Source organism: Sphaerisporangium sp. NPDC051017 (genome assembly GCF_040683095.1).
Classification (GTDB): domain Bacteria; phylum Actinomycetota; class Actinomycetes; order Streptosporangiales; family Streptosporangiaceae; genus Sphaerisporangium.
Map to the genome: position 1 here is coordinate 30,814 of NZ_JBFBCI010000002.1, position 13,738 is coordinate 44,551.

General features: G+C 71.2%; 15 protein-coding genes. 2 read left to right on the plus strand and 13 right to left on the minus strand.

Annotation, left to right across the window (positions count from 1 at the left end; genetic code table 11):
• Positions 1 to 217 precede the first annotated feature (217 nt).
• The 5 genes from AB0M95_RS02760 to infC all read right to left on the minus strand — a co-directional run bounded on the left by AB0M95_RS02760 (position 218) and on the right by infC (position 3,758).
• Complete coding sequence (locus AB0M95_RS02760; protein ID WP_363758488.1) at positions 218 to 1,300, minus strand: ATP-binding protein; 1,083 nt, start codon at positions 1,298 to 1,300, stop codon at positions 218 to 220.
• Between the two features lie 162 nt (positions 1,301 to 1,462).
• Positions 1,463 to 2,275: an RNA methyltransferase gene (locus tag AB0M95_RS02765; protein WP_363758491.1), complete on the minus strand. Its 813-nt coding sequence runs from the start codon at positions 2,273 to 2,275 to the stop codon at positions 1,463 to 1,465.
• A gap of 117 nt (positions 2,276 to 2,392) precedes the next feature.
• Positions 2,393 to 2,776, minus strand: coding sequence for a 50S ribosomal protein L20 (gene rplT / locus AB0M95_RS02770; RefSeq protein WP_358522546.1), 384 nt, complete (start codon positions 2,774 to 2,776; stop codon positions 2,393 to 2,395).
• Positions 2,777 to 2,800: 24 nt separating this feature from the next.
• Entirely contained in the window at positions 2,801 to 2,995 is a 195-nt protein-coding gene (gene rpmI / locus AB0M95_RS02775) for a 50S ribosomal protein L35 (RefSeq protein ID WP_114032205.1), read from the minus strand.
• Between the two features lie 139 nt (positions 2,996 to 3,134).
• Positions 3,135 to 3,758, minus strand: coding sequence for a translation initiation factor IF-3 (gene infC / locus AB0M95_RS02780; RefSeq protein ID WP_363759126.1), 624 nt, complete (start codon positions 3,756 to 3,758; stop codon positions 3,135 to 3,137).
• Between the two features lie 376 nt (positions 3,759 to 4,134).
• On the opposite strand from infC, the gene AB0M95_RS02785 reads away from it, so the two are divergent.
• Positions 4,135 to 4,383 carry a type II toxin-antitoxin system Phd/YefM family antitoxin gene (locus tag AB0M95_RS02785; RefSeq protein ID WP_363758495.1) on the plus strand — a complete coding sequence of 83 codons (249 nt, stop codon included), beginning with the start codon at positions 4,135 to 4,137 and terminating at the stop codon, positions 4,381 to 4,383.
• A 4-nt stretch (positions 4,384 to 4,387) separates the two neighbouring features.
• On the plus strand, positions 4,388 to 4,804 hold the full coding sequence (locus tag AB0M95_RS02790; protein ID WP_363758498.1) for a type II toxin-antitoxin system VapC family toxin: 417 nt from the start codon (positions 4,388 to 4,390) through the stop codon (positions 4,802 to 4,804).
• Here the strand turns inward: AB0M95_RS02790 and AB0M95_RS02795 are convergent.
• The 8 genes from AB0M95_RS02795 to AB0M95_RS02830 all read right to left on the minus strand — a co-directional run bounded on the left by AB0M95_RS02795 (position 4,779) and on the right by AB0M95_RS02830 (position 13,729).
• The gene (locus AB0M95_RS02795; RefSeq protein WP_363758501.1) at positions 4,779 to 5,615 is read right to left on the minus strand and encodes a shikimate dehydrogenase; all 837 of its coding nucleotides are present in this window, start codon (positions 5,613 to 5,615) and stop codon (positions 4,779 to 4,781) included. The two genes, AB0M95_RS02790 and AB0M95_RS02795, sit on opposite strands and share 26 nt — an antisense overlap.
• Positions 5,615 to 6,781, minus strand: coding sequence for an endolytic transglycosylase MltG (gene mltG / locus AB0M95_RS02800; protein WP_363758504.1), 1,167 nt, complete (start codon positions 6,779 to 6,781; stop codon positions 5,615 to 5,617). Before mltG (AB0M95_RS02800) ends, AB0M95_RS02795 begins: the two co-directional genes overlap by 1 nt.
• A 157-nt stretch (positions 6,782 to 6,938) precedes the next feature.
• Entirely contained in the window at positions 6,939 to 8,345 is a 1,407-nt protein-coding gene (gene mltG, locus AB0M95_RS02805) for an endolytic transglycosylase MltG (protein ID WP_363758507.1), read from the minus strand.
• The gene (ruvX, locus tag AB0M95_RS02810; protein ID WP_363758510.1) at positions 8,342 to 8,839 is read right to left on the minus strand and encodes a Holliday junction resolvase RuvX; all 498 of its coding nucleotides are present in this window, start codon (positions 8,837 to 8,839) and stop codon (positions 8,342 to 8,344) included. The genes mltG (AB0M95_RS02805) and ruvX overlap by 4 nt, the downstream gene beginning before the upstream one ends.
• A gap of 103 nt (positions 8,840 to 8,942) precedes the next feature.
• On the minus strand, positions 8,943 to 11,615 hold the full coding sequence (gene alaS / locus AB0M95_RS02815; protein ID WP_363758514.1) for an alanine--tRNA ligase: 2,673 nt from the start codon (positions 11,613 to 11,615) through the stop codon (positions 8,943 to 8,945).
• A 1-nt stretch (position 11,616) separates the two neighbouring features.
• Positions 11,617 to 11,865, minus strand: coding sequence for a hypothetical protein (locus AB0M95_RS02820; RefSeq protein WP_358522528.1), 249 nt, complete (start codon positions 11,863 to 11,865; stop codon positions 11,617 to 11,619).
• On the minus strand, positions 11,862 to 12,251 hold the full coding sequence (locus tag AB0M95_RS02825; protein ID WP_358522527.1) for a DUF948 domain-containing protein: 390 nt from the start codon (positions 12,249 to 12,251) through the stop codon (positions 11,862 to 11,864). The genes AB0M95_RS02820 and AB0M95_RS02825 overlap by 4 nt, the downstream gene beginning before the upstream one ends.
• A 161-nt stretch (positions 12,252 to 12,412) precedes the next feature.
• Positions 12,413 to 13,729, minus strand: coding sequence for a replication-associated recombination protein A (locus tag AB0M95_RS02830; RefSeq protein WP_363758518.1), 1,317 nt, complete (start codon positions 13,727 to 13,729; stop codon positions 12,413 to 12,415).
• Positions 13,730 to 13,738: the final 9 nt, after the last annotated feature.

Here is a 13,738-nt window from a genome sequence, read left to right on the forward strand (position 1 = left end):
GGCGTCACCTCGACCGGGTCATAGGTGTTCGACAAGAGTGAGCTCCGTATCCAGGGCTTGAGCGGGCACGAGTCTAGTCCGTCCGGGGCGGCGGACCTGCCGGGCGGCGGGCGGCTGTGGACAACCCGCCCGCGCTCCTCGTAGGCATCCGGGCGCGGCGGTGGCCGGCCGGTGAATCACGGCGTGGTCAGGCCCACCGGGCGCTCCCCGCGACGCCTCAGGCGAAGTCGGGAGTGCCGGCGGGCATGGTAAATCGGAACTCCGCGCCGCCGCCGGGCGCCCGCTGCACGGTGATCGTGCCGCCGTGGGCCTCGACGAGGCCCTTGACGATGAAGAGGCCGAGGCCGGTGCCACCGCGACGGCGGGCGTTGCCCCGCCAGAACTGGCGGAAGACGCGCGAGGCCAGCTCGGGTGCGACACCCTCACCCTGGTCACGCACGGACACGGCCACTCCCCATTCGACAGGCTCCACCACTATCGTCACCGTACCGCGTCCGTGACGCACCGCGTTTTCCAGCAAGTTGCCGAGGATCTGGTCGATCTTGTCCTGGTCGAGCCACATCTCGGGCAGATCGCCGAGCACGCCCAGCCGGAAGCGGTCCTCGGGCTCGCCCGCGGCCACACGGCCCTCGATGATCTTACGGGCGCGGGCCGGAACGTCGACGACCTGGCGGTGGACCTGCAGGCGGCCCGACTCGATGCGCGAGACGTCGAGCAGCTCGGTGATCAGCCGCGTGACGCGGTCTGCGTCGGCGTTGACCGTCTCCAGCATCACGCGCTTCTGGTCGTCGGTGAAACGGCCCCACTTGGCCAGCAGCGTCGCGGTGAAGCCCTTCACGCTCGTCAGCGGGGAGCGCAGCTCGTGGGCGACGGTGGAGACCAGGTCGGCCCGGCTGCGCTCCAGGCGCGCCCGGGCCGCGGCGCCGCGCAGTGTGATCACGACGCGGACGACGTCGCCGCCGCGCGCGGGGTTGCGCACGAACCGCGCCGACACCAGCAGCTCGTGACCGCCGGGCAGGTAGAGCGAACACTCGGGCTGGCGGCTGCGGATGCGCAGGCCGCCGTAGGCGTCGAGCCACTTCCACCAGTCGCGGCCGTCGTTGTCGCGAAAGGGCAGGACGTCGGGAAGGTGGCTGCCGACCACGACCTCGCGGTCGGCGCCGGTGAGCCGGCAGGCGGCCTGATTGAAGGCGATCACCCGGCCGCGCTCGTCGGCCACGACGACGCCGTCGGGGAGGTCGTCGACCTCGATCAGGCATGCGGCATCGGCAGTCCGCCGGTGGGTTGGTCCGCCGCGCACAATCGCCTCCTCGACCCTACAGGGCCGACAATAGCGGGTTTCCCGTGCCCGACGGCAGCCCTACGCCGGGCATCAGCCACGCCTCCATGCCCGATCGGACTGGCCGTACACCTCCCCGGGGCCGGGTCCCGGGCGCGTCCGGACGCGCCCGGGCCGCGCGCGTCACGGCGTCCGGGCGGAGCGCTGGGCGCGCGCCGAGGCGTACAGGCAGACGGCGGCCGCCGTCGCCAGGTTGAGGCTCTCGGCGCGGCCGTAGATGGGCACGCGGACGACCTCGTCGGCGAGGGCGAGGATCTCCTCGGGCAGGCCCCACGCCTCGTTGCCGAAGATCCACGCGGTGGGCCCGGTGAGGTCGACATCGTCCAGCGTCCGGTCGCCGGCGCCGTCGGCGGCCAGGACCCGCAGGCCCGCCTCCTTCAGGTGGCTCACCGTCCCGGCCGTGGGCGCGGAGGTGACCACGGGCAGGTGGAACAGGCTGCCGGCGCTGGCGCGGACGCACTTGCCGTTGTAGGGGTCCACCGAGGCGTCGGTGAAGACGACGGCGTCCGCGCCGGCCGCGTCCGCCGTCCGCAGAACGGTGCCGGCGTTGCCGGGGTCGCGCACGTGCGCCAGCACCGCCACCAGGGACGCGCCGCCGGTGACCGCCTCGGCCAGGGGCACGTGGACGAACCGGCACACCGCCAGCAGGCCCTGCGGCGTGACCGTCTGGGCGAGGTCGGCCATGACCTCGCCGCTGGCGCCATACACCGGTACGCCCGCCACGCGGGCGGCGGCGACGATGTCGGCGTGCCTGGCCCCGGCCTCCGCGGTGGTGAACAGCTCGACAGTGACGCCGGGCAGCGCCAGCGCCTCCCTGACGGCCTGCGGGCCCTCGGCCAGGAACGCGCGGTCGCGGTCCCGGAAGGCCCGCTTGGTCAGGCGCTTGGCGGCCTTGACCCGCGGCGACTTGATGTTGGTCAGCTCGGACCCCGCCATTGTGCCCTCCTGGACGGCGGGGGCGCGCGGCGCGGTCACGCCGGCGGCCCCGGGAAAGGCGAACGACCCGCTCCCGGAGAGAACGAGTCGTTCACGTGCGTTCGTACGTGCGGAGGATCAGCCGGCGACCGGCGCGTTCACGTCCGCGGGCAGCGCCTTCCTGGCGGCCTCGGCCAGCGCCGCGAAGGCCTGGGCGTCGTTCACGGCGAGGTCGGCGAGGATCTTGCGGTCCACCTCGATGCCGGCGGCCTTCAGGCCCTGGATGAACCGGTTGTAGGTGATGCCGTTCGCGCGCGCGGCCGCGTTGATGCGCTGGATCCACAGGCGCCGGAAGGTGCCCTTCTTGTCCTTGCGGTCGCGGTAGGCATAGGTCAGCGAGTGGAGCATCTGCTCCTTCGCCTTGCGGTACAGCCGCGACCGCTGACCCCGGTAACCACTCGCCCGCTCGAGGACGACGCGGCGCTTCTTCTTGGCGTTGAGCGCCCGCTTTACGCGTGCCATTGTTCTATCTCCCCGGGGGTTCGGTTACTTGCCGAGCAGCTTCTTGATCTTCTTGGTGTCGGCATCGGACATGACGACCTCAGGCGCGAGACGGCGCGTCCGCGTGGACGGCTTGTGCTCGTTGTAGTGGGCACGGTTCGCACGGCGGCGAATGACCTTGCCTGTCCCGCTGAGACGGAACCGCTTCTTCGCACCGCTGTGCGTCTTCATCTTCGGCATGACAGCCGTATCTCCCTCGTCGTTCGTCCGTGCCGATGTCCCGGGTCAAGCTACCTCAGCCGGGAGGAGTCGCCTCCCGAGAGGACCTGACCCGGTCTCGGTGTCTTCCCACGCCCGCCGAATCGTCAGGCGGGTCGCGTCACTGGCGCGGCTCGGACACCTGCGCCATGTCCTGCTCGAGGCTCTCGCCCGCGGCGCCGGACTCGTCGCCCTTGGATCGGGCCGCGGCCCGCTCCGCCTTGGCTTCGGCCTTCTTCTTGTGCGGCCCGATCACCATGATCATGTTTCGGCCGTCCTGCTTGGGCTGCGACTCGACGAAACCGAGCTCGGTGACGTCCTCCGCCAGCCTCTGCAGGAGCCGGAAGCCCAGTTCGGGGCGCGACTGCTCGCGTCCGCGGAACATGATGGTGACCTTGACCTTGTCCCCCGCTTTGAGGAACCGGACGACGTGACCCTTCTTGGTCTCGTAGTCGTGCGGATCGATCTTCGGCCGGAGCTTGATCTCCTTGATGATCGTGTGCGCCTGGTTGCGGCGCGCCTCGCGTGCCTTCATGGCGGACTCGTACTTGAACTTGCCGTAGTCCATGAGCTTGCACACGGGCGGGCGAGCCGTGGCCGCGACCTCGACGAGGTCGAGATCGGCCTCCTGGGCCAGCTTCAGGGCGTCGCCGATCGAGACGATGCCGACCTGCTCGCCGTTCGGCCCCACGAGACGGACCTCGGGCACACGAATACGCTCGTTGATGCGGGGCTCAGTGCTGATGGGACCTCCTAGGTACCTGGCATTTGTCCGCTGATTGCTCGACCGTGCCGGGGAGCCTCTCCGGAATGCGAAAAGCCCCGCACGTCGCGCATGCGGGGCCACCAGAACCCATCGGCCACTCGGCCGCGAGCTCCCCGGAAGTCTCCGGTGTGATCCTTGGACCCATCGGCCTCGCGGTCGATCAGGTGGGAGGAAGACCTCCGCTTGCGCGTCCAGCAGTCACGCCGGACCGATCAAGCAGTTACATTACCACAACACCACGTGCTCACAGAATCATCCCCGTCGTCATTACGTTTGGTGATTTCCAGGACACGGTAAGTGATGGCTCTAATAACATCGAACACAACAACCCGGACGGACCAGATGGAGGCCGCACATGGCCCAGTGGCAGTTGCAGGAAGCGAAGCAGAAGCTGAGCGAGGTGCTCAGGCGGGCCCACGAAGAGGGACCGCAGGTGGTCACCCGTCATGGTGAGGAGGTCGCCGTCGTCATCGACATCGCCGAATACCGGCGCATGAGGCACGGCGCGCCCGACTTCAAGAAGTTCCTCCAAGCCGCGCCGGATCTCAGTGTGCTGGAGATCCACCGGTCGAAGGAGCCCACCCTCCCTGTAGAACTGGTCTGAGCCGATGGCATTCCTCCTAGACACCAATGTGGCCTGCGAGGTCACCAAGCGGCAGCCCAACTCCCACGTCGGAGAGTGGCTCGACATCGTCCCCGGACCTACGCTCTATATCAGCGTGATGGTCCTTGGTGAGATCCGCCAAGGGGTCGAACGCCTGCGCGAGCGTGATCCCGCCCAGGCGGGCGTCTACGAGACGTGGCTCGCACGGCTACGGCACGAGTTCGTCGACCGCATCGTCCCCGTCACCCCCAACATCGCCGAGGACTGGGGGGCGATGAACAGCTCCGATCCACTGCCGCTGGTGGACGGCCTGTTGGCCGCCACCGCGCGGTCAAATGGCTGGACGATGGTGACGCGCAACGTCAAGGACTTCGAGCGGACCTGGGTGCGGGTGCTCAACCCGTTCGAGCCGCTCGTCTGAGGATCTCGGCCTGGCCGGCCGCGCGTACCGGCTCCACGGGCACCGCCCCTCGACCCAGCCCCGTGTAGAGCTCGACCTGGCGGACGGCCTGGTGCAGGAGCATCGAGAACCCGCTGACGACCGTGCCCCCGGCCTTGTCCACGGCGCGGGCCAGCGGCGTCGGCCAGGGGGCGTAGACCACGTCGAACACGGCGGGGACGGACGCGAGGGCCTCGGCGTGGGCGTCGGCCGCGCCGGGCGGCAGCGTCGAGATCACGAGTTCGGCGTCCAGCACCGTTTCCAGCTCGCCGAAGGTGTGAACGGCCAGGCTCGTGCCCAGCCGCTCGGCCACCTCCAGCGTCTCGCGCGCCCGCGAGCGGTCGCGCACCACGAGCGCCGCCTCGGACACGCGCAGCTCGCGCAGCGCCGCCAGCGCCGCTCCGGCCGTGGCGCCGCCGCCGAGGATCGCCGCGCTCTTGGGCGCCCGCACCCCCGATTCCGCGAGCGCCTGAACGATGCCGTGAACGTCGGTGTTCTCGCCGTGCCGGGCGCCGTCGCGGAACAGCACGGTGTTGACCCCGCCGACCTCGACGGCGAGATCGGCCACGGTGTCCAGCAGCGGCAGCACCGCCCGCTTGAGCGGCATGGTCAGCGACAGGCCCGCCCATTCCGGGCCGAGGCCGGACATCAGCCCCGGCAGGCCCGCCTCGTCGCATTCGATCGCGTCGTAGCGCCACCCGCTCAGGCCGAGCGCCGCGTACGCACCGAGGTGGAGGGCGGGCGAGAGGGAGTGCGCGATGGGAGAGCCGAGGACGGCGGCCCGGCGTTCCATCAGCCCGCCCCGTGGTTCTTGTTGAACTCCTCGACGAGCTTGAAGAACTCCGACTCCGAGTCGGTGAACTTGGTGATGCCCCGCTTGGGATCGGTGGTCACGAAGAACAGCCAGTTACCCGGGGCCGGCTTCAGCGCCGCCTGGATGGCGTGGTCGCCGGGGTTGCCGATCGGGCCCGGGGGCAGGCCGAGGCGCGCGTAGGTGTTGTACGGCGACTTGCTCTTCAGTTCCTCGTGCGTCGCGGCGATGCCGAACTTGTTGAGGCCGTACATGACCGTGCTGTCCATCTGCAGCTTCATCTGCGGGTCGCGGTTCAGCCGGTTGTAGATGACCCGCGCGACCTTGGACATGTCGCGCACGCTGCCGGACTCGGCCTGCACGATGCTGGCGATCGTGATGATCTCCAGGGGCGTGCGGCCCACCCGCTTGGCGGAGTCGACCAGGTCGGCGTCCTTGGCGGCGTCGTTGAAGCGGCTCACCATGCTCGCGAGGATCTCGTCGGGGGTGGCCTTGGGCGCGATCTCGTAGGTCGCGGGGAAGGCGAAGCCTTCGAGCCTGCCCTTGGCGTAGGGCGGCAGTTCGAGCGCCTTGGCGTCCTTGGCGGCCTTCTGGAAGACCGACACCGGCTTGCCCGTGGCCGTGGAGAGCTGTTCCAGGATCTGCGAGAGGCGCAGGCCCTCCCTGATGGTCAGGGTGGTCTGCATCCGGAGCTTGGGGTCCAGGAGCGGGACGGCGCTCGCGGCGGCCATGCCCTTGCGCAGCTTGTACTGGCCCGGCTGGAGGGAGGCCGTCTTGCCCGCGGCGTCGATGGCGTTGACGAACGCCCGCTCACTGGCGACGACGCCCCGGTCGACGAGGGTCTGCGCCACGTCGCCGGCGCTCTGGCCCTCCTTGATCTCCACCACGACCTCGCCGCTGCCGGGTCCGGTGAAGTCGTCGGCGACGGCGACGTCACGGACCCAGGTGTAGCCGTAGTACCCGCCGACGCCGAGCACGCCGACGATGATGATCATTGCGACGAAGAACGCCGCGAAACCCTTGCGGCGTTGGCGGCGCTGGCGCCTCCTGCTGCGCGCGCGGGAGGCTCTGGAGCCACCACGAGACCTGCGCCGGGGACCCTCGTCGTCCCCGGCACCCAGCAGACTATCGAGGTTGAGATCGCTCATAGGTGCGCACGCCAATCTCCCTGGACGACCTGCCCGCCGTCAAGCGTGTGCCCCATATCGATACGACATACAAGACAAGTCATCGTTCCATCGCCCGGGGACGCGACGGCGAAGACCACCGGACGCGTACGGGAGGTGGGGGCCATCCCGCGGGGCATCAGTGCTGCCCGAGACGTTTGTGCAGCTCTTCTCGGAATTTCACGAACTCACTCTCTTTGCTAGTGAATCTCGTGATTCTACGTGCTGGGTCAACCGTGACAAACCAGTACCAATCACCCTGCGCCGGGCTCAGCGCCGCACGTAGCGCCGCCTCGCCCGGGTTGCAGATCGGCCCCGGAGGCAGCCCTGGATGCATGTAGGTGTTGTACGGAGTGTCACGCTTGATCTCGGCATGTGAGGCCACGATGCCGTGCTTGCCCAGGCCGTACATCACGGTGCTGTCCATCTCCAGCTTGGCTCGGGAGGCCAGCCGATTGTAGATGACTCTCGCGATCTTCGGATAGTCGGCCTCATGACCGCCCTCGGCCTGCACGATGCTGGCGATCACCACCACGTCGCGCGGCGTGAGACGCTGCCGCGCCGCCCCCGCCTCCAGGTCGACGCGGGTCGCGGCCCGCTTGAACCTGCGCACCGAGGCCCTCAGCAGGTCCTGCGGCCGGGTCGTCGGCTCGATCTCGTAGGTGGCGGGGAACAGGAAGCCCTCGGCCGCCCCGTTGGCGTACGGCGGGAGGCCGAGCCGGGCAGGCGCGGCCACGATCGTGGCGAGTTCGGCGGCGGGCAGGCCCGACCCCTTGGCGAGGCGGGCGACGGTCTCGTTCGCGCGCAGCCCCTCGGGGACGGTCACGCGCCTGCGGATCCTCGCCTTCGGCGACAGCAGCGTGTCCAGGGCCAGGGCGGACGCCATGCGCTTGCGCATCCGGTAACGTCCCGGCCTGAGGTTGTTCGTCGCGCCGCGCCGCTCGACCGCGCCCACGAACGCCCTGGCGCTCGCGACGACCTCCGCGCGGACCAGCGTCTCGGCGATCTCGCCGGCGCTCGCGCCGGGGGCGATCTCCACGACGACGGGGTCGGTCCCGGGGCCGTCGAAGTCGCCCGGGGAGATCAGCGGCCTGAACAGGGCGAACGCGCCGGCCAGTCCGGCGGCGACCAGCACCGCGCTGCCGCCCCCGACCAGGGCCAGCAGCGCCCGCCGCCCGCGACGCCGCCGCTCCTCCTCCCTCTCCGGCTCACGATCCTCGCTGAACCGGATGAGCCCCTCGGAGTCGGCGGTCTCCTCGGCCGCGCGCGGAAGCGTATCTCCCGGGCTCTCGGCGGCCGCCTCTTCGCCGGCGCCGGGGCCCGCGTCCGCAGCGCTGGAACGGTCCACGGGCGCGGCGGGGTCGTCGGGACCCTCGTGCGGGTCTCGCGGACGGGCGTCCTCGGGGGTGCCGGGGCCTTGCGGCTCGTCCGGGCTGTCCGGCCCCACCCGGCCCTGCCGCTCGCGGGCCTCCCGCTCCCCGCCGGAGGGCGTGGACGGACGGTCGTGGTGCTCGGGCTCGCCGGGCGGGCCGGGCGGGCGGGTCACTGGACCGGCCCGGCGCTCGATTCTCCTCCGGGGCGCCGCCCCGGTGGCTCGACGGGTCTGCCCGGCGGCGCGCCGCTCGCGCGCTCGGCGTCCAGGGCGGCCTGCAGCAGCACGACGGCTGCCGCCTGGTCGACGACGCCGCGCTGGTTCTTGGCCTTGACCCCGCTGGCGCGCAGCCCCTGCTGGGCGGTGACGGTGGTCAGCCGCTCGTCGTACAGGCGCACGGGTGTCGGGGCCAGTCGCGCGGCCAGGCGCACGGCGAACGCGCGCGCGGCCTCGGCGGCATGGCTCTCGCGGCCGGACAGCGAGGTCGGCAGGCCGACGACGACCTCGATCGCCTCGTGCTCGGCGGCGAGGGCCGCGAGCCGGTCGAGATCGCCCCTGCCGCGCCGGACCGTCTCCACCGGCGTCGCGAGCAGCCCCGAGGGGTCGCTGCGAGCGACGCCCACGCGGACGGACCCGACGTCGACGCCGAGCCGGACCCCCCGCCTCACGACGCCCCGCCCGGCGGCGAACAGACCTGTGGACGCGCGGAGGCCCGGACGGTGGCGAGGGCCCGGGCATGCGGGCCGGGCCGGGTGCGGGGACGGAGCCGGGTCAGGACAGGGTCTCCCGGATCGCGCGCTCGACGGCGTCGAGTGCCTCGCCGATCGCCTCCGGACGGGCTCCGCCGCCCTGCGCGACGTCATCTTTACCGCCACCGCCACCCCCAAGTGCCTTGGCGGCGACGCCGACCAGTCGCCCGGCCGCAAGGCCCCGGGTGCGTCCCGCATCATTCACAGCGGCGACCACGACCGGCCGGTCTGCGGGCACACCGGCGACCACGATCATCGCAGCGCGGTCACCGGGGAAACGCCCGCGCACTTCCAGAGCGAGTTTACGCAGGTCATCGGGCGAGGTTCCGTCAGGCGCGCGGTGCGTCACGACGGCGACCCCGTTGATGTCACGGGCGGAGGCGGCGAGCTCGCCGGCGGCGGCGAGCACCTGGGCCGAGCGGACCTTCTCCAGCTCGCGCTCGGCGGTGCGCAGGCGGGTGACGATGCCCTCGATGCGCTCGGGCAGTTCTTCGCGGCGCGCCTTGAGCTGCTCGCTGAGCTGGGCCACCAGGACGCTCTCGCGGGCGAGGAAGCGGAACGCGTCGATGCCGACCAGGGCCTCGACCCGGCGCACGCCCGCGCCGATCGACGCCTCGCCGAGCACCTTGATCAGGCCGAGCTGGCCGGAGCTGGCGACGTGGGTGCCGCCGCACAGCTCGCGGGAGTACTCGCCGACCTCGACGATGCGGACCTCGTCGCCGTACTTCTCGCCGAACAGGGCCAGCGCGCCCATCGACCGGGCCTCGCTGAGCGAGGTGTGGTAGGCGTGGACCTTCAGGTCGTTGATGAGGACGGCGTTGACCTCGTCCTCGACGTCGCGCAGCACGCTGGGCGGGACGGCGCCGGCGGCGGTGAAGTCGAAGCGGAAGCGGCCGGGCGAGTTCTCGGAGCCGGCCTGGGCCGCGGTCTCGCCGAGGGCGTTGCGGAAGCCGCGGTGGACCAGGTGGGTCGCGGTGTGGCTGCGGGAGATCGCGCGGCGGCGCTCGATGTCGATCTCGGCGTGGGCGTGGTCTCCGGCCCGGATCTCGCCGTCGCGCACCTTACCGCGGTGGACGACCAGGCCCGCGAACGGCGACTGCACGTCGCCGACCTCGACCGAGGCGCCCGCGGTGCGGATGACACCCTGGTCGGCGAGCTGGCCGCCGCCCTCGGCGTAGAAGGGGGTGCGGTCGAGGACGACCTCGACGGTGGCACCCGCGCCCGCCGCCGGGACGGAGGCGCCGTCGACCAGGATGCCGACGACGGTGGCCTCGGCGGTGATGTGGTCGTAGCCGAGGAAGTCGACCCGGCCGGCCCGGTCGAGCATCTCGCCGAGCACCGAGACGTCGGCGTTGCCGGTCTTCTTGGCGGCGGAGTCGGCCTTGGCGCGGTCGCGCTGTTCCTGCATGAGCCGGCGGAAGCCCTCTTCGTCGACCTTCAGCCCCTGCTCGGCGGCCATCTCCAGCGTCAGGTCGATGGGGAAGCCGTAGGTGTCGTGGAGCTGGAAGGCCTGGGGGCCGACGAGGATGGCGCCGCCCTTGCGCTTGGTCTCCTCGACGGCGGCGTCGAAGATCGCGGTGCCGGTGCGCAGAGTGCCGAGGAAGGAACCCTCCTCGGCGTCGATCACCGTGTGGATGTTCGCGGCGTCGGTCTTGAGCTCGGGGTACTGCTGGCCCATCACCTCGATGGTGGTGGCGGTGAGCTCGTGCATGTAGCGTTCCTCGCCCGCGCCGAGCAGGCGCAGGTTGCGGATCGCGCGGCGCAGCATGCGGCGCAGGACGTACCCGCGGCCCTCGTTGGAGGGCAGGACGCCGTCGCCCACGAGCATGACGCCGGCGCGCAGGTGGTCGGCGACGACGCGCAGCGAGACGTCGGCCCGGGCGTTGCGGCCGTAGCGGGACTTGGTGAGCTCGGCCGCCCGGTCGAGGATCTTGTAGGTGGTGTCGATCTCGTAGATGTTGTCGACGCCCTGCAGGATCGCCGCCATGCGCTCCAGGCCCATGCCGGTGTCGACGCTCTTGGCGGGCAGGTCGCCGAGGATCGGGAAGCCCTCCTTGCCGCCGCCCGCGCCGCGCTCGAACTGCATGAAGACGTTGTTCCACACCTCGAGGTAGCGGTTCTCGTCGGCGATGGGGCCGCCGTCGCGCCCGTACTCGGGGCCGCGGTCGTAGTAGATCTCCGAGCAGGGACCGCAGGGCCCGGGAACGCCCATGGACCAGAAGTTGTCGGCCATGCCCCGGCGCTGGATGCGCTCGGCGGGAACGCCGATCCCGTCGTGCCAGATCGACTGCGCCTCGTCGTCGTCGAGGTAGACCGTGACCCACAGGCGGTCGGCGGGGAAGCCGAACCCGCCCTCGGACTCGGGCTTGGTCAGCAGCTCCCACGCGTACGGGAGGGCCTGCTCCTTGAAGTAGTCGCCGAAGGAGAAGTTGCCGAGCATTTGGAAGAAGCTGGCGTGGCGGGTGGTCCTGCCGACCTCGTCGATGTCGAGGGTGCGCATGACCTTCTGGGCGCTGGCCGCGCGGGGGTAGGGGGGTTTCTTCTGCCCGAGGAAGTAGGGCTTGAAGGGCACCATGCCCGCGTTGACCAGCAGCAGTGTGGGATCTTCCGCGACAAGGCTGGCCGAGGGCACGACGGTGTGACCGCGCTCCTCGAAGAAGCGTAGGAAGCGGCGGGCGATCTCTGCCGACTCCATCTCAGCGGCCGTCCTTTTCGTGTCTGGTTTCTCTTACGGTGTCGAGTTCGAAGCGCGCCCGCAGCTCGGCCTCACGGTCCGCGGCGAGACCCTGGACGTCCCGCGCGAACAGGCGCGCCTCGGCCAGCAGGCCCAGGGCGCCGTCGGCGGCGCGGCGCGCCACGTGGTCGGGCTTCAATGCTTGCAGCTTACGCATGGCCCAGATGCCGATGTACGCGCCGAGGGCCAGCCAGAACAGCCGCCTGATCATCGGCGCCGTCCTTCGAGCGAGGCGCGGGAGGAGCCGGCCCGGCGCGCGGCGACCGCGCGGCGCAGGCCGTGCGCCAGCGCCGAGATCTTGATGACCGGCCTGGCGAAGAGCGTGGAGGCGACGCCGGTGACCTTGACCATGTTGCCGCTGACCTGCTTCATGTCGCCCGCGATGGCCTCGACGGCGACGAGCTGGCGGTTGGTCTCGGCGACCGTGAGGCTGACCTCGTCGAGCAGCGGGACGACCCGGTCGTTCAGATCGGCCATCAGCTTGGTGGTCTGGGTGAGCAGCCGGGCCAGCCTGACCAGCACCACTGCCAGAAAGCAGACCAGTATCGCCCAGAACATGGCGACGATGAGGCCGGCGACCTCTCCCGCGGTAAGCATCTCGGTGCGTCCCCTCGTAGCGCCTTGCGGATGCGCGGCCCGGCTAGGCGATGGAATGGGGAGACCCTATCGCGCCCGGGAGCCCCGCCCGTGCCCAGCGCGCCCGCCTGTGGACGGCGGAGCGGACGACGGCCCCGCCTGTGGAAAACCTGACCCCGGGGTCACGAGGCGCCGCGCAGGAACTCTCTGATCTTGGTCCAGCGGTCGGCGAAGTGCTGCTCTCCGCCGTGCCGGGTGGGCTCGTAGTAGCGGCGCTCGCGGACCTCCTCCGGCGCGTACTCCTGCCGCACCAGGCCGTGCTCGAAGTCGTGGGGGTACTTGTAGCCCTTGCCGTGGCCGAGCTTGGCGGCCCCGGGATAGTGCGCGTCGCGCAGGTGGCCGGGCACCTGCCCGATCAGCCCGCGCCGGACGTCCTCGGACGCGGCGCCGATGGCCTTGACCACGGCGTTGGACTTGGGCGCCAGCGCGCAGTGGATCACCGCCTGGGCGAGGTTGATGCGCCCCTCGGGCAGGCCGATCATCTGCACCGCCTGTGCCGCCGCCACGGCGACCTGCAGGCAGGTGGGGTCGGCCATGCCGACGTCCTCGGAGGCGAAGATCACGACACGGCGGGCGATGAACCGCGGGTCCTCCCCCGCCTCGATCATGCGGGCGAGGTAGTGCAGCGCGGCGTCGGCGTCGGAGCCGCGCATGCTCTTGATGAACGCGCTGACGACGTCGTAGTGCTGGTCGCCCTGCCGGTCGTAGCGGACAGCGGCCTTGTCGACGGCCTTCTCGACGGTCTCGACGGTGATCTCGCCCTCGGGCACGAGCAGGGCCGCCGCCTCCAGGTAGGTGAGCGAGCGGCGCGCGTCTCCCCCGGCCAGGCGGACCAGATGCTCCATCGCCTCGGGAGCCAGGCGCACCCGGCCGGCGAGCCCGCGCGCGTCCGCCACGGCGCGTTCGAGGACGGCGCGGACGTCGGCCTCCGACAGCGACTCCAGCGTCAGCAGCAGGGAGCGCGAGAGCAGCGGGGAGATCACCGAGAAGAACGGGTTCTCGGTGGTGGCGCCGATGAACGTCACCCAGCGGTTCTCGACGGCGGGCAGCAGCGCGTCCTGCTGTGCCTTGTTGAAGCGGTGGACCTCGTCGACGAACAGGACGGTCTGGCGGCCGGTCATGCCGACCTCGGTCCTGGCCTGGTCGATGGCCGCGCGGACCTCCTTGACGCCGGCGGAGACGGCCGAGACCTCGACGAAACGGCGGGCGGTGACCCCGGCGACGACGTAGGCCAGCGTCGTCTTGCCGGTGCCGGGAGGGCCCCAGAGGAACAGGGACATGGGCGCCTCGCTCTCGACGAGCCTGCGCAGGGGCGTCCCCGGCCCGAGGAGGTGGCGCTGGCCGATGACCTCGTCCAGCGTCTTCGGCCGCATGCGCACGGCCAGGGGCTCCTGGGCCTTGTGCGCCTCCTCGGCCGCCGCGTCGAACAAACTCTCCACGCGTTGACA

Bases quoted from the DNA above. Each gene is read 5' to 3' on its own strand.
- rpmI (WP_114032205.1), bottom strand. From the start codon at position 2,995: ATGCCGAAGATGAAGACGCACAGCGGTGCGAAGAAGCGGTTCCGTCTC.
- AB0M95_RS02820 (WP_358522528.1), bottom strand. From the start codon at position 11,865: ATGATCAGGCGGCTGTTCTGGCTGGCCCTCGGCGCGTACATCGGCATC.
- rplT (WP_358522546.1), bottom strand. From the start codon at position 2,776: ATGGCACGCGTAAAGCGGGCGCTCAACGCCAAGAAGAAGCGCCGCGTC.
- AB0M95_RS02785 (WP_363758495.1), top strand. From the start codon at position 4,135: ATGGCCCAGTGGCAGTTGCAGGAAGCGAAGCAGAAGCTGAGCGAGGTG.
- AB0M95_RS02790 (WP_363758498.1), top strand. From the start codon at position 4,388: ATGGCATTCCTCCTAGACACCAATGTGGCCTGCGAGGTCACCAAGCGG.
- alaS (WP_363758514.1), bottom strand. From the start codon at position 11,615: ATGGAGTCGGCAGAGATCGCCCGCCGCTTCCTACGCTTCTTCGAGGAG.
- AB0M95_RS02795 (WP_363758501.1), bottom strand. From the start codon at position 5,615: ATGGAACGCCGGGCCGCCGTCCTCGGCTCTCCCATCGCGCACTCCCTC.
- AB0M95_RS02765 (WP_363758491.1), bottom strand. From the start codon at position 2,275: ATGGCGGGGTCCGAGCTGACCAACATCAAGTCGCCGCGGGTCAAGGCC.
- mltG (WP_363758504.1), bottom strand. From the start codon at position 6,781: ATGAGCGATCTCAACCTCGATAGTCTGCTGGGTGCCGGGGACGACGAG.
- AB0M95_RS02825 (WP_358522527.1), bottom strand. From the start codon at position 12,251: ATGCTTACCGCGGGAGAGGTCGCCGGCCTCATCGTCGCCATGTTCTGG.